Source organism: Lascolabacillus sp. (genome assembly GCF_028696275.1).
GTDB classification, from domain to species: domain Bacteria; phylum Bacteroidota; class Bacteroidia; order Bacteroidales; family Dysgonomonadaceae; genus Proteiniphilum; species Proteiniphilum massiliensis.
Window position 1 is genome coordinate 46,925 of record NZ_JAQVHI010000002.1, and the last position, 26,912, is coordinate 73,836.

The window sequence follows — 26,912 nt, forward strand, 5'->3', positions numbered from 1 at the left end:
ATTCTGTTGTTTGTCAGAAGGTATTATTTTCTATTTCATTGCATTTCTCTGTCATGTAATATACAAATTCCTCATCATCGATATTTTCCAAATTTATCCTGACGTTTAACAATGAACCTTTGATAGCTGCTTCACATGCCAACAGCCCTACCTTGCCATCAGAATTAGCATTTATATTTCCTTTCTGTATTGTTTCTTTTATCAAATCTTTCATACAGTATGCTCTTTGAGCAATTGACATTGGAATATAGGATGCAATTTTAGTTGCATGCTGAATTTTCCTATTTCGTTGAGCAATCTCTTCATCACTGTTTTTAGGTAGTTGATATGCATCCATAACAAGTTGATATGAGACCGCATCTCTATCAATGTCATTAATAAACTGAGCTCTGTTCTCAGACATAATCATAGCGATCTCTTTCATTCGCTCCTCAACATCTGAATACTTTTTTCTACCAATTGTCAGCTTGGCAACCATCTCAGTTAATGAAGCTGCAATTGCAGCCAAAAGTGCTGAAGAACAACCACCACCTGGCACTGCATCATTTGAAGCTGTCTTCTCCAGAAATTCCTTTAATGTTAAGTCTTGTAGTTTCATATGATTAGTTTTTTATTCAAAGGTATCATATGTAACATGCATATATGCTAGTTTCATATAACAACTTCTCCTTTTATTATTACTTTTTCAACTATATTCATTCCAACATTATACGGTAGAAATTTATAAGATGGATATTGCAGTAAAATCATATTACCCTGCTTCCCAATGTCAATACTACCTATTTTATCCGCACGGCCGATTGCAGCAGCACTATTAATTGTAAATGCTGTAACAGCTTCTTCTGGTGATATATTCATATAAATACATGCAATTGCAAACAGAAGAGGTACTGATGAAGAAAATGAGCTTCCCGGATTAAGGTCGGTTGCCAAAGCAACAATACAACCTGAATCTATCATTTCACGAGCTCTTGCATATTTTTCTCTCAATGAAAAAGCGGTCAATGAGCAATTTCATCAGCATGCATTTTCAGTTTAAATCCATATTGTCTGGCAGCTTCCAGATACCTTCTGGTTTGCTCAATTTCAATTGGATGAACTTCATTTAAGTACTTCATGATACGCAGTTGCTTAATTTCAGTTTCCTTATCGAGACCATAACCACTTTTGCCTTCCACAGTAGTTATTCCCAGATGCAACATAGCATCAAGCCGCATTTTGCCAGACTTAATCAACTCATCTTCCGAGGCTTCACGAGTCTTAAGAGTAGTACTTAAAATGCCCCCTCCCCAGTTCATGATTTCCATATAACTGTCACCTCTCATTCTCCATGAAAATTCCTCCTCCCGATATCCACCAAATACAAAATGAATATGCGGATCTACGAAACCAGGTAACAATGCTCTACCGGAAGCATCAAGTACATGATAGTCGGACAGATTTACATCAACTTTTTCATCTTGCTTTAGAATATGAGAAATAAGACCATTAGTTACAATTACAGTACCATTTTCAATTATACTAAGATCTGACATCTCCCTGCCGCGTTTTCCTTCAAAACCGCTGCATGTAACTACCTGTGATGCATTTTTAATTATAAGGTTACTCATTGTTGACAATTTTACTTTTTAATTTTTGCCTCCACTCTTTCCATCCAAGAATTGCCAGTATAAGAAATACAGTGTACTGTATAGATGTAAAAAACAAACCTTGAGAAGCAAAAATTGGAATTGATATTATATCACCAATTATCCAGAACAACCAGTTCTCGATCTTCTTTACAGCCATTAAAATTGTTGCCACCAAAAAAAATGCAGTATTGAACGAATCTATCCATGGCAGATAAGATTCCATATATTCAATATTATCTCTGTTTACCCAACGCAGAATAAAGAATACAATTATATATATCAATACTACTGAAAACCATGATATTACATTTTGTTTAATTGTGTTTTTGCTTATCTCTAACCTCTGATTGTCACTTTTACCTGACCACATATACCAGCCGAAGATATTTGAAATAAGGTATACAATATTAATACCTGCATTAGCAAATAATTTGGCAATGAAGCAAATGTATATGTAAATCGACACGTTTGCAATTCCGAAAGGGAAAACAAGTATTTTCTCCTTGCGAGCATACCAAACACTAAGTATTCCAAGAATTACAGCAATCAGTTCTAACCAATTCATCAGTCTATTCCATTAGTTTAATTTCAAGAACCTGTTTAATTGAAAAATTATCCAATCCCAGGTAATATGCTACAGAATCAACAAGTGCTTCCAAAGGTACCAATCCTATTACTTCGCCACCGGCAACAGTCACTCCATACCTTTTTGCTTCCATTCTCACCATTTCATGTGCTCTGTAGATTGAAGTTTTTGTATAGTCGGTCAGATTCATAGACACCTGAGTTATGCCTTTATCCTCCAATTCAACACCCATTGCTTTGCAAAATCTAAGTCCTCCACCAATATGTCTCACTTTTTTAGCAATCGCAGTTGCAATTTCTAAATCTGATGTATTAAGATTTACATTATATGCCACTAAAGGCATTCTGGCGCCAACAGCTACAGCACCTGCAGTAGGGTGTGGTTGTAATGGACCAAAATCAGGTTTCCACTCAGGAGAAAGCATTTTTTCTTTTAACCCTTCAAATTCACCTTTACGTACATTTGCAAGATTTTCGCGATGTTGTTGTGTAGCCGATTTCTCATATAAAAAAACAGGCAGATTATATTTTTCTCCGATAGCATCTCCCACCTCCTTTGATAATGTTATTGCCTCATCCATTGTTACATTCTTTATAGGAATAAAAGGAATTACATCCACTGCCCCCATTCTTGGATGCTGACCACTATGTTTAGTCAGATTAATAAGCTCAACTGCTATTCCTACTGCTTCAATTACAGCTTCCTTAAGAGCTTCGGGTTCACCTGCTACAGTGATTACCGATCTGTTATGGTCAGCATCACTACTATAATCAAGTAGTTTTACATTGTCTTTCGCACTGAATGCATCCGCAATCTTTTCTACTATTTGCTTATCACGTCCCTCACTAAAATTTGGAACACACTCTATGATTTTATTCATCAATATATTAGTTTCTGTTTAATGTTTTAACTATATAGTTATGCTTAACAAGTTCTCAATAATGAATTGCAATTTAGCAATATTTCAGATAATATCATTTAATAATCTCTCATTAACCAAATAAGGTTCTGTGATTTTATATTCCTGAGAGTGGTTAATATTAAATTCTTTTACTGTTTTCATAGCATTAGTATTTCTTGCCCAGGATCTGCGGGCAACACCACCCATAACATCCCAAAGTATAGCAGAACGAAGTATTTCATCAACTCTTTCACTTCCGTCAAGTACCATACCAAATCCACCGTTAATTGCTTTACCTATACCAACACCACCTCCATTGTGAAGTGCAACCAAACTCATTCCTCGGGCTGCATTACCAGCAAAACATTGTACTGACATATCAGCCATAATATTACTGCCATCCTTTATATTGGCAGTTTCCCTGAAGGGTGAATCTGCACCACTCACATCATGATGATCACGCCCAAGCATAACAGGACCAATTTCTCCATTTCTAACCATCTCACTGAATCGAAGCGCAATTTTTAGTCGTCCTTCAGCATCCTGATATAATATACGTGCCTGAGTACCAATTACCAGTCTGTTCTTTTCAGCATCACGAATCCAGACCCAGTTATCTCTGTCCTGCCCACTCCTTTCAGGATCAATACATTCCATTGCTGCTCTGTCTGTTTTTAAAAGATCAGCATGCAATCCACTTAAACTCTACCCCTGGCTTTAAGCTCTTCTAAAAATTCTGGTGCCAGCAATGAGTGCTGTTCAGGAGGTATGTATCTTAGAGCGTTCTTTAAAGCTATTTTAGTCTGTAACTTTGTTAATCTATAACCTCTGTTAGGTGCACGTAGTATGCCTTCCTGAAAATGAGGATATGGAGGTAAGGTATTCTCTAACGTGATACTCATATAATTTATTCATGGTTATTATACATCAGCAAACATACGACAAATTTAATATTTTAAATATATTTGCCAACACTTTAATTCATTAAAACAGAAACAGTTTAAAGATTAAAACTATTAACCATAAAAAAATCCAGCAAGAGGGACTATCCCCTTCTTGCTGGAAAAAATGACTAAAAAAAGCAAATAGTTATACCTTGAGGAAAATCTTCTTTTTATATAGCAGATACAGGAATAACCATCCAACTATAACATATCCAATTGCAATAATTAGTGGAGACCATGCTTCAGGAAGCAGTTCTGCAATTCCTCCAAATAAAAAGTCTGTTGCCCTTCCAAATCCTATAATTCTGTTAGCGAGATAAATTGTAATGGGGTTCATACCGATTACAACAAAGAAAAATGCCCATTTTTGATACTTCCAAACATCAATTATCAGATAAAAGATTGTCATTAGTATTATACTTATTCCACCAACATAGCATACAAATGAGCTAGACCATAAGTTTTTATTGATAGGGAAAACCAGATTCCATATCTGACCGATGATGATTAGTATTACTCCTCCTATTGCCATGTAGAGAACTTTCTTCATAGGCTTATAGGTATTCTTTAGAAGTTCACCTACAAGCATACCTAAAAGTCCGGTACTAACAGCCGCTATAGTAGGTAATATTCCTTCATTATCTCCAAACTCGTAGCAGCACAACCTGCCTGGTAGAATTGTCCTGTCAATATAACTTGATATATTTCCTTGCATTGAATATCTGTCAGGGTCACCAAAATCAGGTGCTTTAAATATAAGGAATAGTAACCAATAAAATATCAATAACCCCCAGAACCACACCATTCTTGATTTCCAGTTCTTTGTTTTCATGAAAATCAGTGCTGCAAACATCCAAGCCAGTCCAATACGTCCAAGTACACTTGGAAAACGCATAGCCTCTATATTGAAAATGATACCGTTATTATATATTAATCCAAGGAGCACCAGAATAAGACCTCTTTTAAAGATATGTCGATATAGTGCTTGCTTTCCTCCTTTTACAGCCAATCTTTTTGATACAGAAAAAGGAAAAGATACACCAGCAATAAAAAGGAACAATGGGAATATCATATCATAGGCTTGAAAACCATGCCATTCAACATGGGTCATTTGCCCGGCCCACCATTCCAGAACCGGCCAACCTGTTAATGCACCCAGCAGAATGAAAACTTCTTCTGCCCCCATTATCCAAAACATATCAAACCCTCTTAACGCATCCAACGACTTTAAACGATCGGATGGTTGAACCTTTAAGTCTGCGTTTTTCATTGTTAATCAATCAATTAATCTGTTAATATTTATCAACCCACAAGAGTTACTTCTCTGGCAGGAAGAATTAAATTTAGTTACTGTTTCACAAGAAGAATTTAAATGATACACAAATATAACCAATTATAGATATTATTTCAGAATAATAAGTTTAAATTTGCTTACTATTAACAATGTATAATCAGAAAAAATATCTAAAACCAATCAAAAGTTATGAGAAAAATTACTATCCCATTGCTTATCGTACTGTCTTTAATTATAGTACAATGTTCTTCAACAAAAAATACAACATTAATATCAACGGAAGCGCCTATAGTTGAAAATGTTATTCTGTTAATTGGAGACGGAATGGGTGTTAGTCAGGTCTATTCGGGCATTACAGCTAATAATGGGCTAAATCTTGAAAAATCACAATATGTAGGATTTTCTAAAACTTATTCAGCCAGCAGTTATATTACAGACTCTGCAGCAGGAGGTACCGCAATTGCAACCGGTACAAAAACAAATAATGGTGCAATTGGTGTTGATGCTAAAGGAAATGATGTTAAATCAATACTTGAATATGCAGCTGAAAATGGTAAATCCACAGGTGTTGTTGCAAGTTGTGCAATTACACATGCTACACCGGCATCCTTCGTTGCACATCAGCCAAACAGAAATATGCAGGAAGAGATTGCTGTTGATTTTGTAAATTCAGATATCACACTGTTTATTGGTGGTGGAAAGAAATATTTTGCTGATCGTTCAGATAAAGTAGATCTTTTTAAACAATTGAAAGATAAAGGATTCAAGGTTGCTTTTGATATGAATGATGTAAAACAAACAACTTCCGGTAAACTGGCAGCACTAATTGCAGATGAACACCCGGCAACTTATCCTGAAAGAGGAGAATTTCTACCTGAGAGTGTTCAAACAGCTCTGGATATACTTGATAATAATTCAAAAGGATTTTTCCTTATTGTTGAAGGCTCTCAGATTGATTGGGAAAGTCACGACAATAATGCAGAAGGTGTAGTAAATGAAATGATTGATTTCGATAGAACAATTAAGGTGGCTTTTGATTATGCAGACAAGAACCCGGGTACACTTGTTGTGATTACAGCTGACCATGAAACTGGTGGAATGGCACTTACAGGAGGCAGTTTTGAAACTGGAGAGGTTAAAGCTGCATGGGGATCAACAGGTCACACCTCTGTAATGGTACCTGTATTTTCTTACGGCACTGGTGCAGAAAAGTTTGCAGGAATATATGAGAACATAGATATATACAATAAAATCATGAGTCTTTATGGTTTTAAAAAATGACATTTTCAAGCTGATAATTTCCTGCCTTCTGGTTAGTCTGCTTATTAAGCTTCCTCAATGGCTGGGACTAGTTGCAGACTCTGATGAATACTACATCAAAAATGTAGCTGTTTCAATTTTTTTGGGATTATCAGCTTATACATATCTTACACAAAGCAAGATCAATAGAAAACAATTAATTATATCACTGCTGATATTTATTTTATCAGCTGTGTATATTAATTCCTTACCTAATGGTGAAAAAAGCGATTCTGTGACCTTGGCATACATACATATCATTCCTTTTTCCCTTATTTTTCAGATTTATGTAACTTTTATTTCAAGATTGTGTTACAAAGGAATATTTTATGTAAAATATGATTCTGATTTATAAAATTACAGATTAATAACAGGATTAAAATTCTGCTGCTATAGTTATGTTTCAATTTATCAGAAAATCGACTTGTCAATCTCATTGAACGAAGTTATAACATCATGATTGTAGTTACTGTATTCAGAGTTGGTTGAGTTCACTATTATAATTTTTCCGACTTTCGAGTTTTCAGCAGCACCAATTCCGGATGATGAGTCTTCAAAAATCAATGCATTCTCCGGTTTGACATTTAACACTTTCATTGCTCTGACAAAAATCTCAGGATTGGGCTTACTTTTCATTGTACCGTCGTTATACACTACTTTGTCAAAATTGAAGTACTCTCCAAGATTTAAATGTTTGAAATAGAACTCAACATTAAAAAGGTCTGATGCAGTTGCAATAGTGAAGGGAATATCTTTTGATTGTAGATATTTAAAAAACTCCACTGCACCGGGAGCAAGATTCATCTCCTGCTTCAAACAAAGTGATTGATATATACTCTCTTTCTCAATTATTAATCTCTGAACTTCATCTGATGAAAACTCTTTTTTGAAGATATTTGCAAGTATATCAGCATTATTTTTACCATGAATTTTTCGATCTTTTTCTTCATCATCAAGATTTAGTGAATATCTTTCTAGAAAAATATCCCATGCCTGATTATGCAGTTGAGTATCGAAAAAGAGTGTCCCGTTAAAATCAAATATTACACCTTTAATTACCATATTAACTTTTGAATATTGTATAAACTGCAAAGATAGCAATAAGCTCTGTAACGATTCCTGTTGGCTATTTAAAATTCACAACTTAATTATTATATTCAAGATGATACACTTAAATAAAAGAAACTTGATATATTTAGTTATTTCAATATATTTTTCTATATCTTTGGTTTTGTTACCCTTCTCTTTCTAATCTTTTATGAAGATCCTTATCATTTTAATGATTAATAAAAGTGATTTTATAATTTGAAAACACTATAAGGATATGAAAAAGATTAAACGTCGTGATTTTTTAAACTATACCGGATCGGCAATAGCATTTACAGTAATTCCAAGAAATGTATTGGGTGGTGTTGGATTTGTAGCTCCAAGTGATAGAATAAACATAGGACTTATTGGAGTTGGTATGCAACAAATGGGTGAATTAATAAATCTAATTCCCGATAAAAGAGTTCATATTGTCTCGGTATGTGATCCAAATAAATATCCTATTGGTTATCATCAGTGGGGACCTGGCAGTGATTTGAAGAAAAGTGTAAGAAAACTTCTGGGTGATTCAACCTGGGGAGGTGAGGTTAATGTAACAGCAGGACGTGACTGTGGTCAGAGTTTTGTAAATAAATATTACGCTAAAGAAAGAAATAAAAACAGTTATTCTGGTTGTACTGCATATTCAGATTTCAGGGAAATGCTTGAGAAAGAAAACGATATAGATGCAGTAAAAATTGTTGTTCCTGATCATGCTTATCCTCCTATAATTTTAAAAGCTCTTGAAAAAAACAAACATGTTATCTCTCATAAACCATTAGGTAATAGAGTTCATGAAACAAGAGCCATTTTTGAGGCAGTTAAAAGTAAACCCAATCTAATAACTCATATGCTTGCCTGGAGCGCTATACATGATAGATATCAAACTGTAAAAAAATGGATTGACGACGGAGTAATTGGAAACCTAAAGGAAATACATAACTGGTCATATCGTCCAGTATGGCAACAATGGCAAACTACTTTTAAAGATCGTCCTGAAATTCCTGAAGGTTTTGATTGGGACTTATGGTTGGGAGCATGGCCTGACAGACCGTATCATCCAAACTATACACATACAGTCTACAGGGGTTGGTATGATTTTGGCGCCGGAAGTATTGCAGACATGGGAATTTACAGTCTATGGCCTCTGTTCACAACATTAGGTGTAGATGCGCCTCCATTTGCTGTTGAAACAATGGGAACAACAACTAAAACAATTGGTGAGTTTGATGAAATGAAGGATGTACCAAACAGTGTTGCATTTCCATTATCTTCAATAGTAAGGTGGAAATTTAGTGCATCTGAAAACTGTGGTCCTTTTGATCTATTCTGGTATGATGGAGGAATGAGACCTCCTACTCCACCGGAGTTAGAAGTTGATAATAAAGTTTTCGAAAGTGAGGGAATGATGTTTGTGGGTGATAAAGGTAAGATCTTAGGTGGATTCAGATGCGAAAACCCTGTCATAATACCAGTATCAAAAATGATCGAAGTTACAGGCTCAAAAGAGATACCTCGTTCAAGAACAAGTGTAAACTCTACTGATGTCTGGATAGAAGCAATCTTAAACAACAAGCAATCACCTGGTAATTTCCTTAGCTCCTGGCCAATAATTGAGACTGCACATTTAGCTGCAGCAGCATTTAGAACTGGAAAGAAGATTAATTATGATCACAAGAACATGACTATTACAAATATACAGGATGCAAACCAATATTTATATCGTTCTGAATACAGAAAAGGCTGGGAAATTAAATGATTTAAATAGAAATAATAACTAATATAATTAACAGTGAAAACTTAATAGTATGAAAAAAGTATCCCGAAGAGGTTTTCTTGAAAAAACATTAGCAATTGGAGCAGGCTCATTTATTGCTCCTTCATTATTAAATATGCAACAGGCATACTCAAGAAACAGTACAATAGCTGCTGCAGGCTCTCAGTGGATAGGAGAAAATAACATTTCTCTTGCTCAGTGGGCGTTAGTTGATGAAATAAATAAAGGTGAGTGGAAAACATTAGACTTTCCCAGAATCGCTCGCGAAGATTTTGGTATAAGCGGTATTGAATTCGTTAACACACTGTTTGAAGTTCCTATTGCTACTTATTTAAATCGATTAAAAAGGAATGCAGATGAACATGGTGTTAAAATGGTATTGATTATGGTTGATGCAGAAGGTGAAACTTGTACTCCATCAAAAGAGGAAAGGAAGCAGACTGTTACTAATCACAGAAAATGGATAGATATTGCTCAGTACCTTGGTTGCCACGCAATTCGTACAAACTGTATTGGTGCAAAAGATATTGATAAAGGAGAAGCTCTTAAATGGTCTGCCGAAACATATAATATGATGCTGGAGTATGCCGTTCCGGCTAATATTAGCATACTGATTGAAAATCATGGAGGTGTATCAAATGATGCCGACTGGTTAGTTTCTTTAATGAAAGTGGTTAACAGTAAATACTTTGGAGTTCTTCCTGATTGGAGGCAACCCGGAGCTGAATTTGACAATGTAGGATTTCTGGAAAAAACTCTTCCTTATGCAGGTGGTATGTCTTTTAGAAATCAGCCGTCTGATGAACTTACTGAAAAAATGATTAAAATGACATATGATAGAGGTTTCAGAGGATGGTATGGAATTGAATCCAGCGGCCGCGAGAATATTTTAAAAAGTAAAGAATTACTTATGAAGCATTTACCAATGAAGTAGTATATTAAGTAAACCTGGATAAAGTAAAAATAGTAAATCTATATGGAAACTGTCAGTGCAATTGCTCTAGGAATTGGTTTGAGTGCCAGTGCAGGTTTCAGAGTATTTATACCACTTCTCATAGCAGGAATTGCTTCTCACTTTGGAGTCTTGCCATTAGGTGAAAGTTTCGAATGGATGGGGTCAACTCCTGCCCTCATATGTTTTGGTGCAGCAGCAGTTTTGGAGGTTTTGGCATATTATATTCCATTTATTGATAATTTAATAGACACCATTGCAACACCACTTTCAATTGTTGCAGGTACACTGCTGATGACATCTGTTTTCCCTGCAGAAAACGAATGGATGAAATGGATATTAGGTTTTATTGTAGGAGGTGGAGCAGCAGCCACAATTCAAAGTGGCAGTACAATTACACGACTATTTTCATCTAAATTTACAGCAGGGGCAGGTAATCCCGTAGTTTCCACAACTGAGGGTGTGGCAGCTACGGGATTTTCTATCCTGTCTTTGATAATACCAATTATCGTAGCAATTTTAATAGTAATATTGATAGTTTTTATTCTCCGTATTTTATATAAGAAGTTAATTAAAAGAAAGAAACAATATGTTCAGTAATGTAATCTTCTGTTAACTTCATCTATATTGAAATACTCCGGATCGAATCTCTCATCAAGCCAATCTTTATAATTTTCATAATATTTGTGTTGAGGATTTTTTAGTATAAATAGAATATCATGATATCCATTTATTCCTCCACAATCTTCAGGAGGACAACTCATCTTACCTTCTATACAAACAGGATATTTAATCTGTGGATTGACTGTTGTTATATCCTCAAGAAAGATATCATGCTCCCATCTGTCACCATAATCATACTCATAGGTAATCCTATCGTGCTTTTTAGTAAGCAGATCAGCAACAGTTAAATCTCTATAGTCTATTTTATTGTTCTCATCCAAAAAATCATCTCCTTCAATTTTCAATGTATAAAATGTATTGTTTTTCTCAAAATAATGAAGATGTGAATTTTCCCATCCCATAGATGTCTGAATCACTTCATGAAAGTCAGCCAGAGACATGTCAGAAGGTATTAATACACGTCTCCAGATCTTAGGCTTACTACCTCTAAGGACAATTTGAATCTGAAATATTATATCTTTCATACTGGTAAGAATTAAATGGTTGAGCATTGGAAAGAGTTCTTATTAATTAAAACAATATTTCTATTAATTTAGTTTTTAAGACTTTAGTTAATCCAGTCTTATCTTAGTAGTCATTTTGTGAGTGCAAGCAATATTTAAAATATAGTGTTTTGTTTAAAACCTGTTTTTATTAAAAATTACAGTAACATAACAGCAGAATCCACTATAAAATCATTATATTTTATTATGTTTGCACCCTTAATTTAAATATTTTATTTTCTAATCATATTTATTAAATCATATGTCAAACGAATACTTACTCGAGATCTGTGCTAATTCAGTAAAGAGCTGTGTTGAAGCACAAAAAGGTGGTGCCTATCGTGTAGAGTTGTGTGCCGGTATTCCTGAAGGAGGAACTACTCCATCTTATGGCGATATCATTTTGGCACGTCAACTTTTGAACATAAAACTCAACGTGATTATTCGTCCACGTGGTGGTGATTTTTTATATGACGACCTTGAACATAAAATTATGCTTCAAGATATAAAAAATGCCGTCAATTTAGGTGCAGATGGTGTTGTATTTGGATGTCTGACTGCTGATGGAGATATTGATATTAAAAGAAATAAGGAGCTTATTGAAGCTGCAGGAGATTTGAGTGTTACATTTCACAGAGCATTTGATATGTGTAAAGATCCTTTTGTTGCTCTAGAAAAGATTATTGAACTTGGATTTGACAGAATACTTACTTCAGGTCAAAAGCCAAAAGCGGCGGAAGGTGTCAGTCTTCTTAAAGAATTAGTAAGAAAAGCAGGTGATCGTATTATAATTATGCCAGGTAGTGGCGTTAATGCTGAAAATATAGCATTTCTTGCTAAAGAAACAGGTGCAAAAGAGTTTCATCTTTCTGCAAGGGAAAGTATTGAAAGTGGTATGCTGTATCGAAACCCTGGATTAAAAATGGGTGGTACAACAGTTGTAATTAATGAGTTTGAAGAACAGGTTACAAGCTCAGAAATTGTCAGAAAGACCATTGAAGCACTTCAAAGATGAAAAAGTCCCAAATTAAATAGACAACTCAATTTAAATTATAAATATAATGCAAATGTTTAAACAGTTATTTTTCTTTTTGCTTTTAGGTTTTATTACCTCATGCGGCATAGGAGGACGAGGTACTTCTGAAGCTAATTATGAGGTAGTACCTCTTCCAAAAGAGATTACTAAGGAAACCGGTGAAGCTTTTACTCTTACCTCATCAACAAAAATTATTTATCCTGATGGTAATGATAAAATGAAGCGTAATGCAGAGTTTTTGGCTGAATACATAAGTATTGCCACAGGAATTAAAACTTCTTTAGATACTGAAACTCAGGATGAAAATGCTATTATTCTTTCAACAGGACTTGAAAGTGATAATTCAGAAGCATATAAAATAGTTGTAAATAGTAAAGCAATTACCGTTAAGGGAGCATCTGAAGCAGGTGTATTCTATGGAATTCAAACATTAAGAAAAGCAACACCAATAGATAGAGTTGGTTCTGTATTGTATTCAGCTGCAACTATAAATGATGAGCCCAGATTTGCATACCGAGGAATGAGTCTTGATATTGCACGTCATTTCCAACCAGTTGAGTTCATTAAGAAGTATATAGATATGCTAGCTCTTCATAACGTAAACAGGTTTCACTGGCATCTTACAGATGATCAGGGCTGGAGAATTGAGATTGACTCGTATCCAGGACTCACTGAAGTAGGATCAATGAGAAGTGAAACTGTGATAGGACGTAATTCTGGCGAGTATGATGGGACTCCTCATGGCGGATACTATACTAAAGAGGAATTAAAAGAGGTGGTTGAATATGCCAGAGAGAGATACATCACAGTAATACCTGAGGTAGACCTGCCTGGCCATATGCTTGCAGCTCTGACTGCTTATCCTGAGTTAGGTTGTACTGGCGGACCTTATAAGGTAGTTGGCGAATGGGGTGTATTTGATGATATATTATGTGCTGGTAAAGAAGAGTCTTTTGAATTTCTTGAAGCTGTACTTACAGAAGTGATGGAGATTTTCCCTTCAGAATATATTCATATCGGTGGTGATGAAGCTCCAAAGACCAGATGGGAAGAGTGCTCTCTATGTCAGGCTCGTATTAAAGAGCTGGGTCTAAAAGATAAAGATGGTCATAAAGCAGAACATTTCCTTCAAAGTTATGTGACTGCCCGTGTGGAAGAATTCCTGAATAGTCACGGCAGAAGAATTATTGGATGGGACGAGATATTAGAAGGTGAACTGGCGCCTAACGCAACAGTTATGTCATGGCGAGGAATGGATGGCGGCATTCAGGCAGCAAAGATGGGACATGATGTGATTATGACACCAACCACTTATGCTTATTTTGACTACTATCAGGCACAGAATTCTGCTGAAGAGCCATTTGGGATCGGAGGATTCCTGCCTGTTGAGCAGGTATACAGATTTGAACCTGCACCTGATATCCTGACAGAGGAAGAGAAAAAACATATTCTTGGACCTCAAGCTAACCTGTGGACCGAGTACATTAAAGAATCCTGGCATGTTGAGTATATGGTTTTACCGAGACTTGCAGCCATGAGTGAAGTTCAGTGGATGCAGCCAGAGAATAAAAATTATGAGAACTTCCTTGAAAGGTTACCTCGACTTATTAAACAATATGAAAAACTGGGCTACACATATGCTACACATGTATTTGATGTTCAGGGTGAGTTTACTCCAAATTTCGAATCAAATAAACTCGATATTACCTTTTCAACCATAGATGATGCTGATGTATACTATACACTTGATGGCAGCGATCCTTCAGAATCCTCCACATTATATGATGGAACATTTTCTATTGATGAAGATGCTGAAATAAAAGCTGTTGCTATTCGTAATGGAGTTAAAAGTAAAATCCTGTGTGAAGTAATAAGTATCAGCAAATCAACATACAAACCAGTTGAATTACTTTCTACCCCGGCTCGCAGTTATGAATATTCTGGTGCCCCTATGTTAGTGGATGGACTTAAAGGTAAAAACACAAACTATCGTACAGGTAGATGGTTAGGTTTTCAGGGTGATGATCTTGTAGCGATAATTGATATGCAGGAACCAACTGAAATCAGCTCTATTGAGGTAAATAATGCAGTTGTTACAGGAGACTGGATATTTGATAGCTCAGAAATTATTGTTGAGTCATCAGACAATAAAAGAAACTTCTCATCTATTATAACAGAGAAGATTTCAGACCAGAAAAGTGAACATTGGTCAGATATATCTACGCATAACTTCTCATTTGACCCTGTAACTGCACGTTATTACAGAATTACAATTAAGCCTACTGTAATGCCTGAATGGCATCCTGGAAGCGGGAGACGTGCATTTATTTTTGTTGATGAAATAAGCCTGAACTAAGTTTATAATATATCAATAAATTATAAAGGGGCTGTCCTTTTGGAACAGCCCCTTTATCTTTATCTAAACTTATATTATAATTACAATTGCAATTTTTTATATTAGTAATTTAAATGTGCATAAATATCATAGGAACACAAACTATTTCTGTAAAGAGTATAATAACTGAATCTCTTCAGCCCATAGTGATTCATCAGGAGTCTCTAGTATAAGTGGTAAATTATCAAAACGTGGATCATTCATGATGAATGAAAAAAGATCCATATTCATTAAACCTTTACCCAAGCTGTCATGACGGTCTACTCTTGATGAAAGCTCCTTTTTTGAATCATTTATATGCATACCTTTCAGATAATTAAAGCCTATTATGCTATCAAATTTCTGAAAAGTCTCCTCATAAGCCTCACGTGTTCTGATTTCATACCCGGCAGCCAATGTATGAGCAGTATCCAGGCAAACACCCACTCTGCTTTTATCCTCCACTTTATCTATTATATAAGCAAGATGTTCGAATGTATGCCCCAGATTTGTACCTTGCCCTGCTGTATTTTCAAGAACAGCACAAACCCCTGAAGTTTCTTCAAGCGCAATGTTTATTGATTCTGCTATCCTGTCGAGACATTGATCTACAGATATTTCATTCAGATGACTTCCAGGATGAAAATTCAGACGATTTATACCTAACTGTTCACAACGCTTCATCTCATCAATAAAAGCCTGACGAGATTTTTTAACACCATCATCAGTTGGATTGCCCAGATTGATCAGGTAGCTACTGTGAGGTAATATATAGTCTGCTAAATAACCAAACTCTTCACAACGTGACTTAAAATTTATAATATTCTCCTCCTTATATGGTGCCGCAAACCATTGACGTTGATTTTTTGTAAAGAAAGCAAATGCTCTTGCCCCTATATTTTTTGCATTAAGTGGCGCATTCTCCACTCCTCCTGATGCGCTTACATGTGCTCCTACATATTTCATTATATTGTATATTTAAGATAATTAATTATTTAACTCGTTTGGGTAAAGTGATTAAAAAGTATAACCCACCTTCGGGACGATTTTTGACTATTATATTTCCTTTATGAAACAGAATTGCATTCTTAACAATAGAAAGGCCTAATCCGGACCCTCCATCATTTCTTGTTCTGCCCTCATTTATTCTATAAAAACGTTCGAAAATACGTGGCAGAAATTTTTCTTCTATTCCAACTCCGGTATCATAATACTCAAAATAATATGCATCATCACTTTCATTAGAACAACTAACAGAAATATTAATATTCTCACCTCCATAAGTGATAGAATTTTCTGCCAGATTTCTGAAAATTGAATAAAGTAGAGTACGACTTCCATTTATTACAATATCATCAGCCACATTAATTATAAAATTATCCTGCTTTTCATTTAAATCTACAGTCAAGTCCGATTTTAACTCACTCAGTAGCTCTTTTATATTTACAGACTCAAGTTCGAACCTATCAGTTGCTTCTTCAATTTTTGTAAGCAGACTAATATCCTGAATCAATTCTGAGAGACGTATTGTTTGTGCATATGCTCTCTCAAGGAAATTCTGAATTCTTTTATTCCCCTCTGCATCTTGATTCTTATGAAGACTCAGTATCGTTTCCAGATAACCTCTTATACTTGTAACCGGTGTTCTTAGCTCATGAGCAATATTATTGGTCATCTCCTGTTTAAGCAAGCGGGTCTTCTCTGATTTTGTGATATCACTGATATATAGTTCAAAATTATTATCATCAAAAACTATAACTCTAACGTTAAACTGCTTGCCACTTTTTTCGAATCGTCTTGTGTATAAATTATTCTTTCGACTCTTATTATTTAAGAATTCAACAATATCTTTAAATGATGGGTCAGAAAAGAGTTGTTCTACCTCCAAAGTTGGCTTATCCAGAATATTATTCAGATATTGTAAAAAATGAGAATTGGCATATAGTTTTTTTCTATTCTCTGAAAATATAGCGATTCCCTCTTCTGATAATTGAAAATGCTGCAACAGCTTCTCCCTTTCTCTTTCCAGTTTTTTTCTGTTTTCCTGCAGCAGATTGTAGTTTTCTACTATATCAGCACTCACCTCTCCCACTTCATCATCTGTGAATTTAAAATCTTCAGGTATTGGTTTACCTTTTTTCAGGCTTAAAGAGAACTCTCTGAGTTCACGCATAGATTTTGTAAATCTATTAGCATAATAGTACATCATCAACACACAGGCAATTAGAAACAGAAGTATAAAGTAGATAAAACTATTCTCAGAATTTATAAAAGTTTGAAGTTTCATATCATAAGGCAATGCCATACGAATAAAAACGCTGTCGTCATACTTTTTGGAATAATATAAATACTTGATATCATTACTTTCTGACATACGTATATTAGAACCTTCACCAAAGGTTATAGTTTTCTGAATCTCGGGTCTTTTAATATGATTTTCCATCAACTCTACATCAACCTGATTATCATAAAGAACCTTTCCTTGCCAGTCGATAATAGTCAGTCGCAATTCCGGTTGCATATACTGTAATTGTTGTTCAACCAATTCAGCATCAAGCTCAGGAGATACAGAATTATTCTTAATATACTTGTAAACTATATCAGCATTATTCTCAAGTGTCAGTTCAAGACTTCTTGTACGCTCTTTTATTATCTGCTTTTGCTCAAAATGTATAATGCCAACTGTGAATACAGCTATTATCAATGAGAAATAAATTATAATGCGTCTTTTAAAAGATATTCTTCTATTCATTTTCATTTTTATCATTAAAGTTAAGGTAATAACCAAAACCGGAGCGATTTACTATCATACTGCCATACTCTCCCAATTTCTTTCTTATTCGGGTTATATGTACATCAACAGTTCTATCCAAAACATATTCATTCTCTCCCCAAACGCTGCTCAGTATGTCAGCTCTTGTCAAAACTTTTGGAGATGCTTGAGTTAACAAAGATAATATTTCAAATTCTTTTTTTGTAAGAGAAACCTCTTTATCATCGATAGTTACACGACTGGCTGAAATATCTATATTCAAACCTTCAAAACTCCACTTTGTGACTGCCGGTTGAGCAATAATTGAAGTTCTCTTTATCAAAGCTTTCACTCGGGCTATAACTTCCTTTACTGAGAATGGTTTTGCTATATAATCATCAGCCCCCAGTGAGAAGCCTGTTAATAAGTCATTTTCACTATTTTTCGCAGTTAAAAATATTATTGGTACATAGTTACCCTCTTCCCTCAGTATTTCAGCCATTTTAAATCCTGAAATACCATTCATCATTACATCAAGAATTATAAGATTATGAACATTGCTCAATATTTTCAGTGCTTCTTCACCTGAGTTGGCTACATCTACTATATACCCCTCATTTTCAAGATTAAACTTAAGAATATCACAAATATCCTTCTCATCGTCCACAACTAATAATCTCTCTTCCATGAAATAAAGGATATTTTATTTACTATCCGGTTTATTATCGATTCTCACAATTTTATCGTGTCTTATATCTTTACCTTCGATAAGAAAAACTGCCGATTCGGCAATATCAACAGCCTTATCACCAATACGTTCAAGAAAATATGAAATACTATTCAGGTTCATTATATTTACTAGTGTTTGCTTATCAAGAACTTTATTGCTAAAATCCTCTGCCAGCTTCTTCTCAATTTTTCGTTCTAGTTTATCAACTTTATCATCCATTAAAATAGTATCATATGCCATCTCATTGCTCAAGCCGGAATATGCGAAAACAGCTTTTCTCAACATCTTATCTGTTTGAGTAAACATCTTATCCACCGGTTTTCTATAACTCTCGAATCCCGGAACATCAAAATCAATTTCTCTTAGTGCCTGGCTGATATTTTCGATCAAATCACCTACTCTTTCAATCGAAATAGTCATATCATGATAAGACATCAGCCTTCGCAGATCAGAGGCTCTAGGAGTAAAAAGCATAATAGCATTTATAACCTTCTCCCTTATTGTAAGATCCAGTGAATTTATAATCTTCTCATTTTTCTTAAGAATGTCCAGTATGTCAGTATTATGGTTATCCTGAAGTAATTCTGCAGCCTTTATCATTTGCGTAAGAATCACTTCAGACAACAGCTGAAAATCACTATGTAACTGATCAAGATATTTATCTTTTATCCCAACTACTGGGGTGCCGGTTCTATTTTCATTCTGAGTATCCATCTTTATTGATTTATTTTTTGTTTATAATTCAGTTAACTCACAACAAATAATGATTAATAATTTTTTGGTTAACCAAAAACCCCTGTCAGATATTCTTCTGTACGTTTATTCTTAGGCTTAGTAAACATTTGTGTTGTGTTTCCATGTTCAATCAGCTCACCAAGATACATAAACATAGAGTTGTCCGAAACACGTGCTGCTTGTGACATGTTGTGAGTAACAACAATAATAGTAAAATTCTGCTTCAGTTCCAACAATAACTCCTCAATTTTGTTTGTGGAGATAGGGTCCAGCGCAGAAGTAGGCTCATCCATCAGCAATACTTCCGGTTTTAGCGCTAAAGCACGTGCAATACAGAGTCGTTGCTGCTGCCCCCCTGACAGAAAAGAACCTCTCTTGCTCATTACATCCTTAACCTCATCCCACAATGCAACACTCTTTAGACTTTGTTCTACAATCTCATCTTTCTCTTTCTTACTCAATCGTATACCGTTAAGTTTATATCCTGCAAGAACATTCTCATATATACTCATAGTAGGAAATGGATTAGGCTGCTGAAACACCATACCTGCAAGACGGCGTACTTCCATAGAGTCCATTGTTAAAATATCTTTTCCTTTCAGGATAATCTCTCCGGTTGTCTTGATATTAGAATAGAGATCATGCATGCGGTTGATTGCACGCAGCAAAGTACTCTTTCCACACCCTGAAGGTCCCATAATTGCAGTGATAGTATTGGGATAAATATCCGTTGACACTTTTTTTACAGCGAAGGTGCCAGGATTATAAGAGACAGAGACATTCTTCAACTGAAGAACAGGTTTCAATTCTTTCGTATTTTCTATATTTTCCATTTGCGTGCTACAATTTTAGCTATCCAGTTCAAGCAAAATATGACAATTAGTAATAATAATGATGTTGACCATACAAGTTCTACCAGATTTGGATCATTATAAAAATCCCAAATTAAAAGTGGTAATGCACTGGTTGGTTCAGTTATATTCCAGTTAACCACAGATGCACCAAGTGCGGTAAGCATCAATGGAGCTGTTTCCCCCAATACCCTTGATATTGCTAGTAGTATACCTGTAAAAATTCCTCCGAATCCGGAAGGTAGTAATATATTAAAAACAACACTGGTATATGAAGATCCTAAAGCCAATCCGGATTCTTTAAACGATGGTGGTAACATTTTCATTGTCTCCTCGGTGGATCTAACTATCATAGGCAACATCATCATAGTTAATGCCACACTACCACCTATTGCTGAATAGCTCCCCAAAGGTTTAACAACCCAGGCATATGCAATTATACCAATCACTATCGATGGCATTCCCTGAAGCAAATCTGTTAAATAGCTAATAAAACCTGCAAATTTTTTATCGCGGTTATCAGAAAGGTAAATGCCTATAAATAATCCCAGTGGCACTGAGATCAGTATAGCTAACCCTACAATTAAGATTGAACCGGTAATACCATTTAAAACCCCTCCCGGAATGGGATCTCCATTCATATTTGCAATTAAAGCATCCATTGAAGAGGGAGTAACCTTTGTGAACAGGTTGATATTAAAATTTTTATATCCTTTAGAGACTACATCCCATAAAATTAGGAAAAGCGGAATCATTGCAAAAAACGAAAACAGCCAAACGAGGAAATAAACAAGCTTGTCTGTTCCTTTTCTTGAATTTATTGATGATTTTGATTTTAAACTCATACACTTGCTAATTTTTTCATTACCAACTTAGCAACCATATTAATAAGTGCTGTAATAATAAATAAAAGAAGTCCAATTGCAATCAGAGAACTAAGTTTTATTCCATCTGCCTCTCCAAACTGGTTGGCAATAACACTAGCCATAGTATTACCAGTATCTCTCAGCCCCTTAGGAACTCTGTCAGTATTACCAATAAGCATTGTAACCGCCATAGTTTCACCTAATGCTCTTCCAAGAGCTAATATATATGATGCAACAATACCTGATCTTGCAGTTGGTATGCTAATATTCTGAATTACTTCAAACTGAGTAGCTCCGAGACTATAAGCTCCCTCCTTAAGTTTATTTGGTACCATTGAAATAAACTCTGTACTAAGTGACGATGCATAAGGAATAATCATTATTGCCAATACTATTGAAGAGAGGAAGATGCCAAAGCCCTGTGCATTTATGCCCAAATCAATAACTAAAGGTCTTACTGCATAAAATCCCCAAAGACCATAAACAATAGAAGGTATACCAGCAAGCAGATCAACTATAGACCTTACAAAGGATGATATCTTCTTTCCTTTGAAATATTCACCATTGAATAGTGCTACTGATAAAGAGAAAGGAACACAAAGAAATAATGCAAAGAATGCAGTATACAATGTTCCAACTATAAATGACAAAGCACCATACTCTTCAGTTGCCGGGCGCGGGTCCCACTCAGGATTGGAAATAAATCCCCATACTCCATATTCCTGAAATGCTTCAGTCGATCTACTTACCAATGCATATATAATACCAGCTGTTAATAACAGAATAATAACTGCAGCAAAAAAAAGTAAAAACCGGAATATCTTATCTCTCATTTCACCAAGTTGTTCTTTCAATTTTTATGGAGTAATTGATAAGCCACTATAATTTATCTGATCTATTAGTTTACGATTCTTTTCGAGGGCCTGCTCCGATAAAGGTGCATAATTAATTTGAGCCGCTACTTTTTGTCCTTCAGGACTAATTACATAATTCAACAGCTTTACAATATCCTCAGCTTCCTCCATCGAACGGTTATCATAGTCCTGATTCTTATATACCAGAACCCATGTAAAAAGGCTGATAGGATAAGCATTTGGGTCGTCTGAGTCAGTTATTGTTGCTCTCATATCGTCTGGAAGAGGAACATTTGCCGCCGCTGAAATCGTTTCCAGTGTTGCATCAACATAATTACCGGCTCTGTTTTTCAATTTTGCTGTTGGTAATCTCAAAGTCAGTGCATATTCCGAACCAATATAACCAATAGCTCCTTCAGTTTGCTGAACTATTCCAGCCACTCCCGGATTGCCTTTTGCAGCAATACCAGCTGGCCATTTAAGCGACTTTCCCATCCCCATTATACTTTTCCATTCAGGGCTGATTGCTGATAAATATTCCGAAAAGTTAAAAGTAGTACCACTTCCATCCGACCTGTAAACAGGTGTTATTTCAAGATCAGGCAGATTTATGTCAGGATTTTCACCTTTAATAAGAGGATCATTCCATTTTTTGATTTTACCAAGATATATATCAGAAATAAGTTGACCAGTCAAACGTAAACTATCTATTCCTTCCAAAGTATAAGCCATTACCACGCCACCCATACAAGTTGCAATGTGGATTACCTCTGCATTCATCGATTCAATCTCCTTCTCATTTAGAAAAGCATCACTTGCACCAAAATCAACAGAGTGATCTCTTAAACTTCTTATACCTCCACCACTGCCAATTGCACCATAATTAACGGTTTTATCTTCATTGGCCCGCATAAAATCTCTAAAAACTATATTATAATAGGGATACGGAAAAGTAGCACCTGCGCCTGATATGGTACTTCGCGAACTACTTCCTCCTGTAGCTGAATTATTATAACATGATTGTAATAATATAGGGAAGAGTAAAAATAGAAATAATTTCTTCATTAAAAATAAACCTAAATTGTCTTGTTTTTAAGAATCATGACAAAAGTACAATTTGAAAGTTACAATACTATTACGAAAATGTTACGAGTTTGTTAAGTTTGTTGAGGTATTATTTTCTGGCACCTAAAAATTTTTCTACTACATTACTGAATTCAATTTTCTTTGAGGGATCCCATTTCCACAAACTATCACCTAAAAGTTGTAGGATTTTATCAATCTTCTCTTCACGAGTTAATGTGGCAAGTTGGTCTGCATGTAAAAGCAGGGTAATTTTCTCATCAGAATAAACAGGATATTTTTGATCCAGATCGAACTGTGTTTCCCTTGTACCGCCATGTCGCAAACCCAGGAAAATACGATAATGTTTATTATCATCCCACTTCCATCTAACCAGAATAGCTTTAGCCATGCTATTAAGCTTGGAATTATTCTCAAGGATCTGTTTCATTAAATTATCATCCATGGTTTATTAACATTTTATAGCATTTAAAACTAAATAATAGGTAGCAAAAAAAGCGCTATATACAAAAATTGACTATTTTTGTATCACTGTCATTTTTATATGACACCTTAATTGTGGAGCCGTCCTAATTGTGAAATTTGGGCGGCTTATATTTTTTTGCAACATCCTATCCGAAAAATATAACAATGAGTTCAAAAACATGTTCATTCTATTTAGTTAAATCAATATCCACATCAAATAATTTTATTTAGCACAAATTATAAACTAATCATATACAGACAGTTAAACAGATGCAGTTATTTATTACAGCATCATAATCAGGTTATATTTCATACTAAAAACAATCATTTTTATACTTTTAAAATTATTATAGATAATGATTAGTGTAAAACTCCTCAAGATTATCTGTTTAAATTTTGTATTTTTGCAATTGAAAAGGTTTTACTTTTCTGTGTAGCTTAGGGAACCACATAAAAAACAAAGTATAATGAAAGATTATTCTAATGAAGACGCACTTGTTTTATTTTCAGGTGGTCAGGATTCAACTACTTGTCTCTATTGGGCAAAACATAATTTCAGGAATGTATATGCACTCTGTTTTTCTTATGGACAGAGACATTCGCAGGAAATAAAAAATGCAGAACGAATTGCTAAAATGTCTGATACTCCCTTCCAATTACTGGATACAGAAATTATTTCACAATTAGCTCCCAATTCACTTACTAACCTCTCAATGCAAATGGATTCAGAGAAACCGGCTGACTCCTATCCCAATACATTTGTACCAGGTAGGAATCTTCTCTTTTTAACATTTGCAGCAACTATCGCTTATGCAAAAAACATACGGCATATTGTAACCGGAGTTTCGGAAGCTGACTACAGTGGTTACCCAGACTGCCGCGATACTTTTATCAGATCGGCCAATGCTACTCTTAACCTTGCTATGGATAAACAGTTTGTAATCCATACTCCTCTCATGTGGCGGAATAAAAAAGAGGTGTGGCAGCTGGCAGACGAACTGGGTGTATTTGAAATCGTAAGAGATGAAACTCTTACTTGCTACAATGGAATAATAGCAGAAGGTTGTGGTCATTGTCCTTCATGTGTATTAAGAAATAAAGGATTGAAAGAGTATCTTGAAGAGCGTTAAATCAATAATTTACTAAATAATATGGAAATAAAAGGATTAAGCCATCTTGGTGGCAAAACAGAATATAAACAGGATTATGCACCTGAAATGCTGGAGGCATTTGAAAATAAACATCAGGGGAACGATTACTGGGTTACTTTCGATTGTCCTGAGTTTACCAGTCTATGCCCAATAACCGGTCAGCCCGATTTCGCAACCATTCGCATCGATTATATTCCAGATGTTAAAATGGTTGAGAGTAAAAGTTTAAAACTATATCTCTTCAGTTTCAGAAACCATGGAGCGTTTCATGAAGATTGCATCAATATTATAATGAAGGATCTTATAAATCTGATGAATCCAAAATATATTGAAGTTACAGGTATATTTACACCACGTGGAGGTATAAGCATATATCCATATGCAAACTGGGGACGTGAGGGTACTAAGTATGAAAAAATGGCGGAAGAGCGACTGTTAAATCACTCTATCCCCCTGTAAATATTGGTTTAGTAAAAACTCTCAACTAATTTTCATCGGTAGTTAAATTGACTGAATTGGGTTCATAGAATCTTACCCAATCAATATAGAAATCAACAGGTAGCCCTGCGTGATCTGTGTCTTTGTCCAGTCTCAGACCAATATAAAGGTCAAAGTCGAGATCGTTAAAAGGAAATTGTCCCGGTATTTTTGTTGGAATACGGGGATATTTTTTTGTACGTGTGCCATCAACATAAAAAACCACACTATCTGGATATTTTTCAACACCATATATGTGATATTCGATTGGATTAACACCAACCAATGCACTTGATGGAGGATTGTCAGGCATTCCCTCTGTTGTTGTATATTGTGAAGTTACAGACTGATAGATAAATTCATCAGTATCATATTGCTCAATTAAATCTATTACAATATTTTCTGAGCTATTATTTGGAAAAAGCGATATATAAGGTGTGACACCATATGTAGGGTTAATTCTGGCTCTTATTTCTAATCTTTTTGTTTCGTTTGCTTTAAAAGCCTGAGTATAGATACCTCCGGTTATAAAAGGCAGTTTTTCATTTCCTTCAGGGTCTTGCATGCCTCTTAACACAAGATTGCCATCTTGTAGTTTGTAAAGCGACTCACTATCACTCATATATCTGAACGAATGTTGTTTGTCTCTTGGTGTTTTAGACCATACAGACTCATTTGAAAACTCATCAAAATCATCTTCCCAAGCAAGTGTCCAACCTTTACGATATGTATCATCATTATTGTACTGTCGGAAACATGATGATAAAATTGCAGTTGCAATTATTAAAATAGCTATTAAATACTTTCTCATTAGTTTGAAATCTCTATAACATTTACTTTATAATAAATTGAGGCACAAAAGTAAGCATAATACATTTTACAAAATCCCAATCTCTTTCAATTTGTGTTAATCATTCGAAAAGCAACCAAAGGCAAACTTTTTTATTACCTTTGCTACTTAATTTTTTTATTTTATGCCTGATATTTCAATGCGTGGTTATCAAATGCCCGCTTCACCAATACGTAAACTAGCACCACTCTCAGATGCAGCTAAAGCTGAGGGAGTAAAAGTGTATCATCTGAACATCGGACAACCCGATTTACCTTCTCCTGTAACTGCATTAGATGCAATCCGCTCAATTGATCGCATCACACTGGAATATAGTCCAAGCGACGGCTATTTATTCTACAGGAAGAATCTGGTTGAATATTATAAAAAATTCAACATTAATTTATCTCCCAACGAAATTATCGTAACAGCAGGAGGTTCTGAAGCTGTATTATATGCATTTATGGCTTGCCTGAATCCGGGTGACGAGATTATTGTACCTGAACCAGCATATGCAAATTATATGGCATTTGCAATCTCAGCAGGAGCAGTAATAAGGACAATTCCTTCTGATATGGAGTCAAACTTCGCACTACCGGAAATAGAGGAGTTCGAAAAACTTATCAATGAACGCACTAAAGGAATTCTTATATGTAATCCAAATAATCCAACAGGATATGTTTACACTCCACAGGAAATGGAGAAAATAAGGTTACTGGTAAAAAAATATAATCTATATCTTTTTTCTGATGAAGTATATAGAGAGTTTATCTATAACGATACACCATATATTTCGGCATGCCACCTGGAAGGTATTGAAGAGAATGTTGTACTTATAGATTCAGTCTCAAAACGTTATAGTGAATGCGGGATCAGAATAGGTGCATTAATAACAAAAAACATAAAACTTCATGATACAGTAATGAAGTTTTGCCAGGCAAGACTAAGTCCTCCTCTGATTGGTCAGATAGCAGCAAACGCCTCGCTTAGCGAAGACAGCAGTTATATGCAGCGTAATTTCAAGGAGTATAAGAGTCGACGTGATTTTCTAATCGATCGCCTTAACAAAATAC

27 protein-coding genes and 1 pseudogene are annotated in these 26,912 nt (G+C 35.1%); 9 read left to right on the forward strand and 19 right to left on the reverse strand.

What is annotated here, in order from left to right; all coding sequences use genetic code 11:
- Positions 1–13 precede the first annotated feature (13 nt).
- The 7 genes and pseudogenes from PHO43_RS01145 to PHO43_RS01175 all read right to left on the reverse strand — a co-directional run bounded on the left by PHO43_RS01145 (position 14) and on the right by PHO43_RS01175 (position 5,332).
- Positions 14–598 (reverse strand): cyclodeaminase/cyclohydrolase family protein, encoded by a 585-nt coding sequence (locus PHO43_RS01145; protein ID WP_045089650.1) that lies wholly within the window; start codon positions 596–598, stop codon positions 14–16.
- Between the two features lie 53 nt (positions 599–651).
- Positions 652–1,610, reverse strand: a pseudogene (locus PHO43_RS01150) (amidohydrolase family protein).
- Complete coding sequence (gene pnuC, locus PHO43_RS01155; RefSeq protein WP_045089653.1) at positions 1,603–2,196, reverse strand: nicotinamide riboside transporter PnuC; 594 nt, start codon at positions 2,194–2,196, stop codon at positions 1,603–1,605. The pseudogene PHO43_RS01150 and the gene pnuC overlap by 8 nt, the downstream one beginning before the upstream one ends.
- A 4-nt stretch (positions 2,197–2,200) precedes the next feature.
- Positions 2,201–3,097, reverse strand: a complete 897-nt coding sequence (gene ftcD / locus PHO43_RS01160; protein WP_045089654.1) for a glutamate formimidoyltransferase — start codon at positions 3,095–3,097, stop codon at positions 2,201–2,203.
- A gap of 84 nt (positions 3,098–3,181) precedes the next feature.
- A complete protein-coding gene (locus tag PHO43_RS01165; protein WP_288011018.1) occupies positions 3,182–3,775 on the reverse strand; it encodes a urocanase-related protein in 594 nt (197 codons plus the stop codon).
- Positions 3,776–3,816: 41 nt separating this feature from the next.
- Positions 3,817–4,020 (reverse strand): hypothetical protein, encoded by a 204-nt coding sequence (locus tag PHO43_RS01170; protein ID WP_045089656.1) that lies wholly within the window; start codon positions 4,018–4,020, stop codon positions 3,817–3,819.
- 187 nt (positions 4,021–4,207) lie between these two features.
- Positions 4,208–5,332, reverse strand: coding sequence for an acyltransferase family protein (locus PHO43_RS01175; protein ID WP_045089657.1), 1,125 nt, complete (start codon positions 5,330–5,332; stop codon positions 4,208–4,210).
- Positions 5,333–5,545: 213 nt separating this feature from the next.
- On the opposite strand from PHO43_RS01175, the gene PHO43_RS01180 reads away from it, so the two are divergent.
- Positions 5,546–6,637, forward strand: a complete 1,092-nt coding sequence (locus PHO43_RS01180; RefSeq protein ID WP_288011020.1) for an alkaline phosphatase — start codon at positions 5,546–5,548, stop codon at positions 6,635–6,637.
- A gap of 429 nt (positions 6,638–7,066) precedes the next feature.
- Here the strand turns inward: PHO43_RS01180 and PHO43_RS01185 are convergent, their stop codons facing one another.
- Entirely contained in the window at positions 7,067–7,717 is a 651-nt protein-coding gene (locus PHO43_RS01185) for an HAD family hydrolase (RefSeq protein ID WP_045089660.1), read from the reverse strand.
- Positions 7,718–7,979: 262 nt separating this feature from the next.
- Here PHO43_RS01185 and PHO43_RS01190 point away from each other — a divergent pair, with 262 nt between their 5' ends.
- Genes PHO43_RS01190 through PHO43_RS01200 form a run of 3 tightly spaced genes read left to right on the forward strand, consistent with a single transcriptional unit; the run spans position 7,980 to position 11,070 of the window.
- The gene (locus PHO43_RS01190; RefSeq protein ID WP_045089661.1) at positions 7,980–9,500 is read left to right on the forward strand and encodes a Gfo/Idh/MocA family protein; all 1,521 of its coding nucleotides are present in this window, start codon (positions 7,980–7,982) and stop codon (positions 9,498–9,500) included.
- Positions 9,501–9,549: 49 nt separating this feature from the next.
- Positions 9,550–10,452, forward strand: a complete 903-nt coding sequence (locus tag PHO43_RS01195) for a sugar phosphate isomerase/epimerase family protein (RefSeq protein ID WP_052673154.1) — start codon at positions 9,550–9,552, stop codon at positions 10,450–10,452.
- A 42-nt stretch (positions 10,453–10,494) separates the two neighbouring features.
- Entirely contained in the window at positions 10,495–11,070 is a 576-nt protein-coding gene (locus tag PHO43_RS01200; protein ID WP_045089662.1) for a DUF4126 domain-containing protein, read from the forward strand.
- Here PHO43_RS01200 and PHO43_RS01205 read toward each other — a convergent pair.
- Entirely contained in the window at positions 11,064–11,618 is a 555-nt protein-coding gene (locus PHO43_RS01205) for a plasmid pRiA4b ORF-3 family protein (RefSeq protein WP_045090896.1), read from the reverse strand. The genes PHO43_RS01200 and PHO43_RS01205 overlap by 7 nt on opposite strands.
- A 280-nt stretch (positions 11,619–11,898) precedes the next feature.
- Between PHO43_RS01205 and PHO43_RS01210 the strand changes: the two genes are divergently transcribed.
- Positions 11,899–12,651, forward strand: coding sequence for a copper homeostasis protein CutC (locus PHO43_RS01210; protein ID WP_045089663.1), 753 nt, complete (start codon positions 11,899–11,901; stop codon positions 12,649–12,651).
- A gap of 43 nt (positions 12,652–12,694) precedes the next feature.
- Entirely contained in the window at positions 12,695–15,028 is a 2,334-nt protein-coding gene (locus PHO43_RS01215; protein WP_502867164.1) for a glycoside hydrolase family 20 protein, read from the forward strand.
- Between the two features lie 141 nt (positions 15,029–15,169).
- On the opposite strand, the gene nfo is transcribed toward PHO43_RS01215, so the two are convergent.
- From nfo to PHO43_RS01260, 9 genes are all read right to left on the reverse strand, one after another.
- Positions 15,170–16,012 (reverse strand): deoxyribonuclease IV, encoded by an 843-nt coding sequence (nfo, locus tag PHO43_RS01220; RefSeq protein WP_045089664.1) that lies wholly within the window; start codon positions 16,010–16,012, stop codon positions 15,170–15,172.
- A 25-nt stretch (positions 16,013–16,037) separates the two neighbouring features.
- Positions 16,038–17,798 (reverse strand): sensor histidine kinase, encoded by a 1,761-nt coding sequence (gene phoR, locus PHO43_RS01225; protein WP_045090898.1) that lies wholly within the window; start codon positions 17,796–17,798, stop codon positions 16,038–16,040.
- Positions 17,791–18,486, reverse strand: a complete 696-nt coding sequence (gene phoB, locus PHO43_RS01230) for a two-component system response regulator PhoB (RefSeq protein WP_045089665.1) — start codon at positions 18,484–18,486, stop codon at positions 17,791–17,793. Before phoB ends, phoR begins: the two co-directional genes overlap by 8 nt.
- Before the next feature lie 15 nt (positions 18,487–18,501).
- Complete coding sequence (locus PHO43_RS01235; RefSeq protein ID WP_053826254.1) at positions 18,502–19,242, reverse strand: phosphate signaling complex PhoU family protein; 741 nt, start codon at positions 19,240–19,242, stop codon at positions 18,502–18,504.
- Positions 19,243–19,310: 68 nt separating this feature from the next.
- Positions 19,311–20,096, reverse strand: a complete 786-nt coding sequence (gene pstB / locus PHO43_RS01240; protein WP_197271967.1) for a phosphate ABC transporter ATP-binding protein PstB — start codon at positions 20,094–20,096, stop codon at positions 19,311–19,313.
- Positions 20,084–20,959 carry a phosphate ABC transporter permease PstA gene (gene pstA, locus PHO43_RS01245; protein WP_045089667.1) on the reverse strand — a complete coding sequence of 292 codons (876 nt, stop codon included), beginning with the start codon at positions 20,957–20,959 and terminating at the stop codon, positions 20,084–20,086. The genes pstB and pstA overlap by 13 nt, the downstream gene beginning before the upstream one ends.
- On the reverse strand, positions 20,956–21,813 hold the full coding sequence (pstC, locus tag PHO43_RS01250; protein WP_045090900.1) for a phosphate ABC transporter permease subunit PstC: 858 nt from the start codon (positions 21,811–21,813) through the stop codon (positions 20,956–20,958). Before pstC ends, pstA begins: the two co-directional genes overlap by 4 nt.
- A 24-nt stretch (positions 21,814–21,837) precedes the next feature.
- A complete protein-coding gene (pstS, locus tag PHO43_RS01255) occupies positions 21,838–22,899 on the reverse strand; it encodes a phosphate ABC transporter substrate-binding protein PstS (protein ID WP_288008790.1) in 1,062 nt (353 codons plus the stop codon).
- A gap of 109 nt (positions 22,900–23,008) precedes the next feature.
- Positions 23,009–23,362, reverse strand: a complete 354-nt coding sequence (locus tag PHO43_RS01260; protein WP_045089669.1) for a hypothetical protein — start codon at positions 23,360–23,362, stop codon at positions 23,009–23,011.
- A 487-nt stretch (positions 23,363–23,849) separates the two neighbouring features.
- Here PHO43_RS01260 and queC point away from each other — a divergent pair, with 487 nt between their 5' ends.
- Positions 23,850–24,512, forward strand: a complete 663-nt coding sequence (gene queC, locus PHO43_RS01265; protein WP_045089670.1) for a 7-cyano-7-deazaguanine synthase QueC — start codon at positions 23,850–23,852, stop codon at positions 24,510–24,512.
- Between the two features lie 21 nt (positions 24,513–24,533).
- Positions 24,534–24,992, forward strand: coding sequence for a preQ(1) synthase (gene queF, locus PHO43_RS01270; protein ID WP_045089671.1), 459 nt, complete (start codon positions 24,534–24,536; stop codon positions 24,990–24,992).
- A gap of 25 nt (positions 24,993–25,017) precedes the next feature.
- Here the strand turns inward: queF and PHO43_RS01275 are convergent, their stop codons facing one another.
- Positions 25,018–25,821, reverse strand: coding sequence for a glycoside hydrolase family 16 protein (locus PHO43_RS01275; RefSeq protein ID WP_045089672.1), 804 nt, complete (start codon positions 25,819–25,821; stop codon positions 25,018–25,020).
- A gap of 163 nt (positions 25,822–25,984) precedes the next feature.
- Here PHO43_RS01275 and PHO43_RS01280 point away from each other — a divergent pair.
- Positions 25,985–26,912 (forward strand): pyridoxal phosphate-dependent aminotransferase (locus tag PHO43_RS01280; protein ID WP_288011025.1); only part of this gene is annotated, 928 nt, incomplete at its 3' end.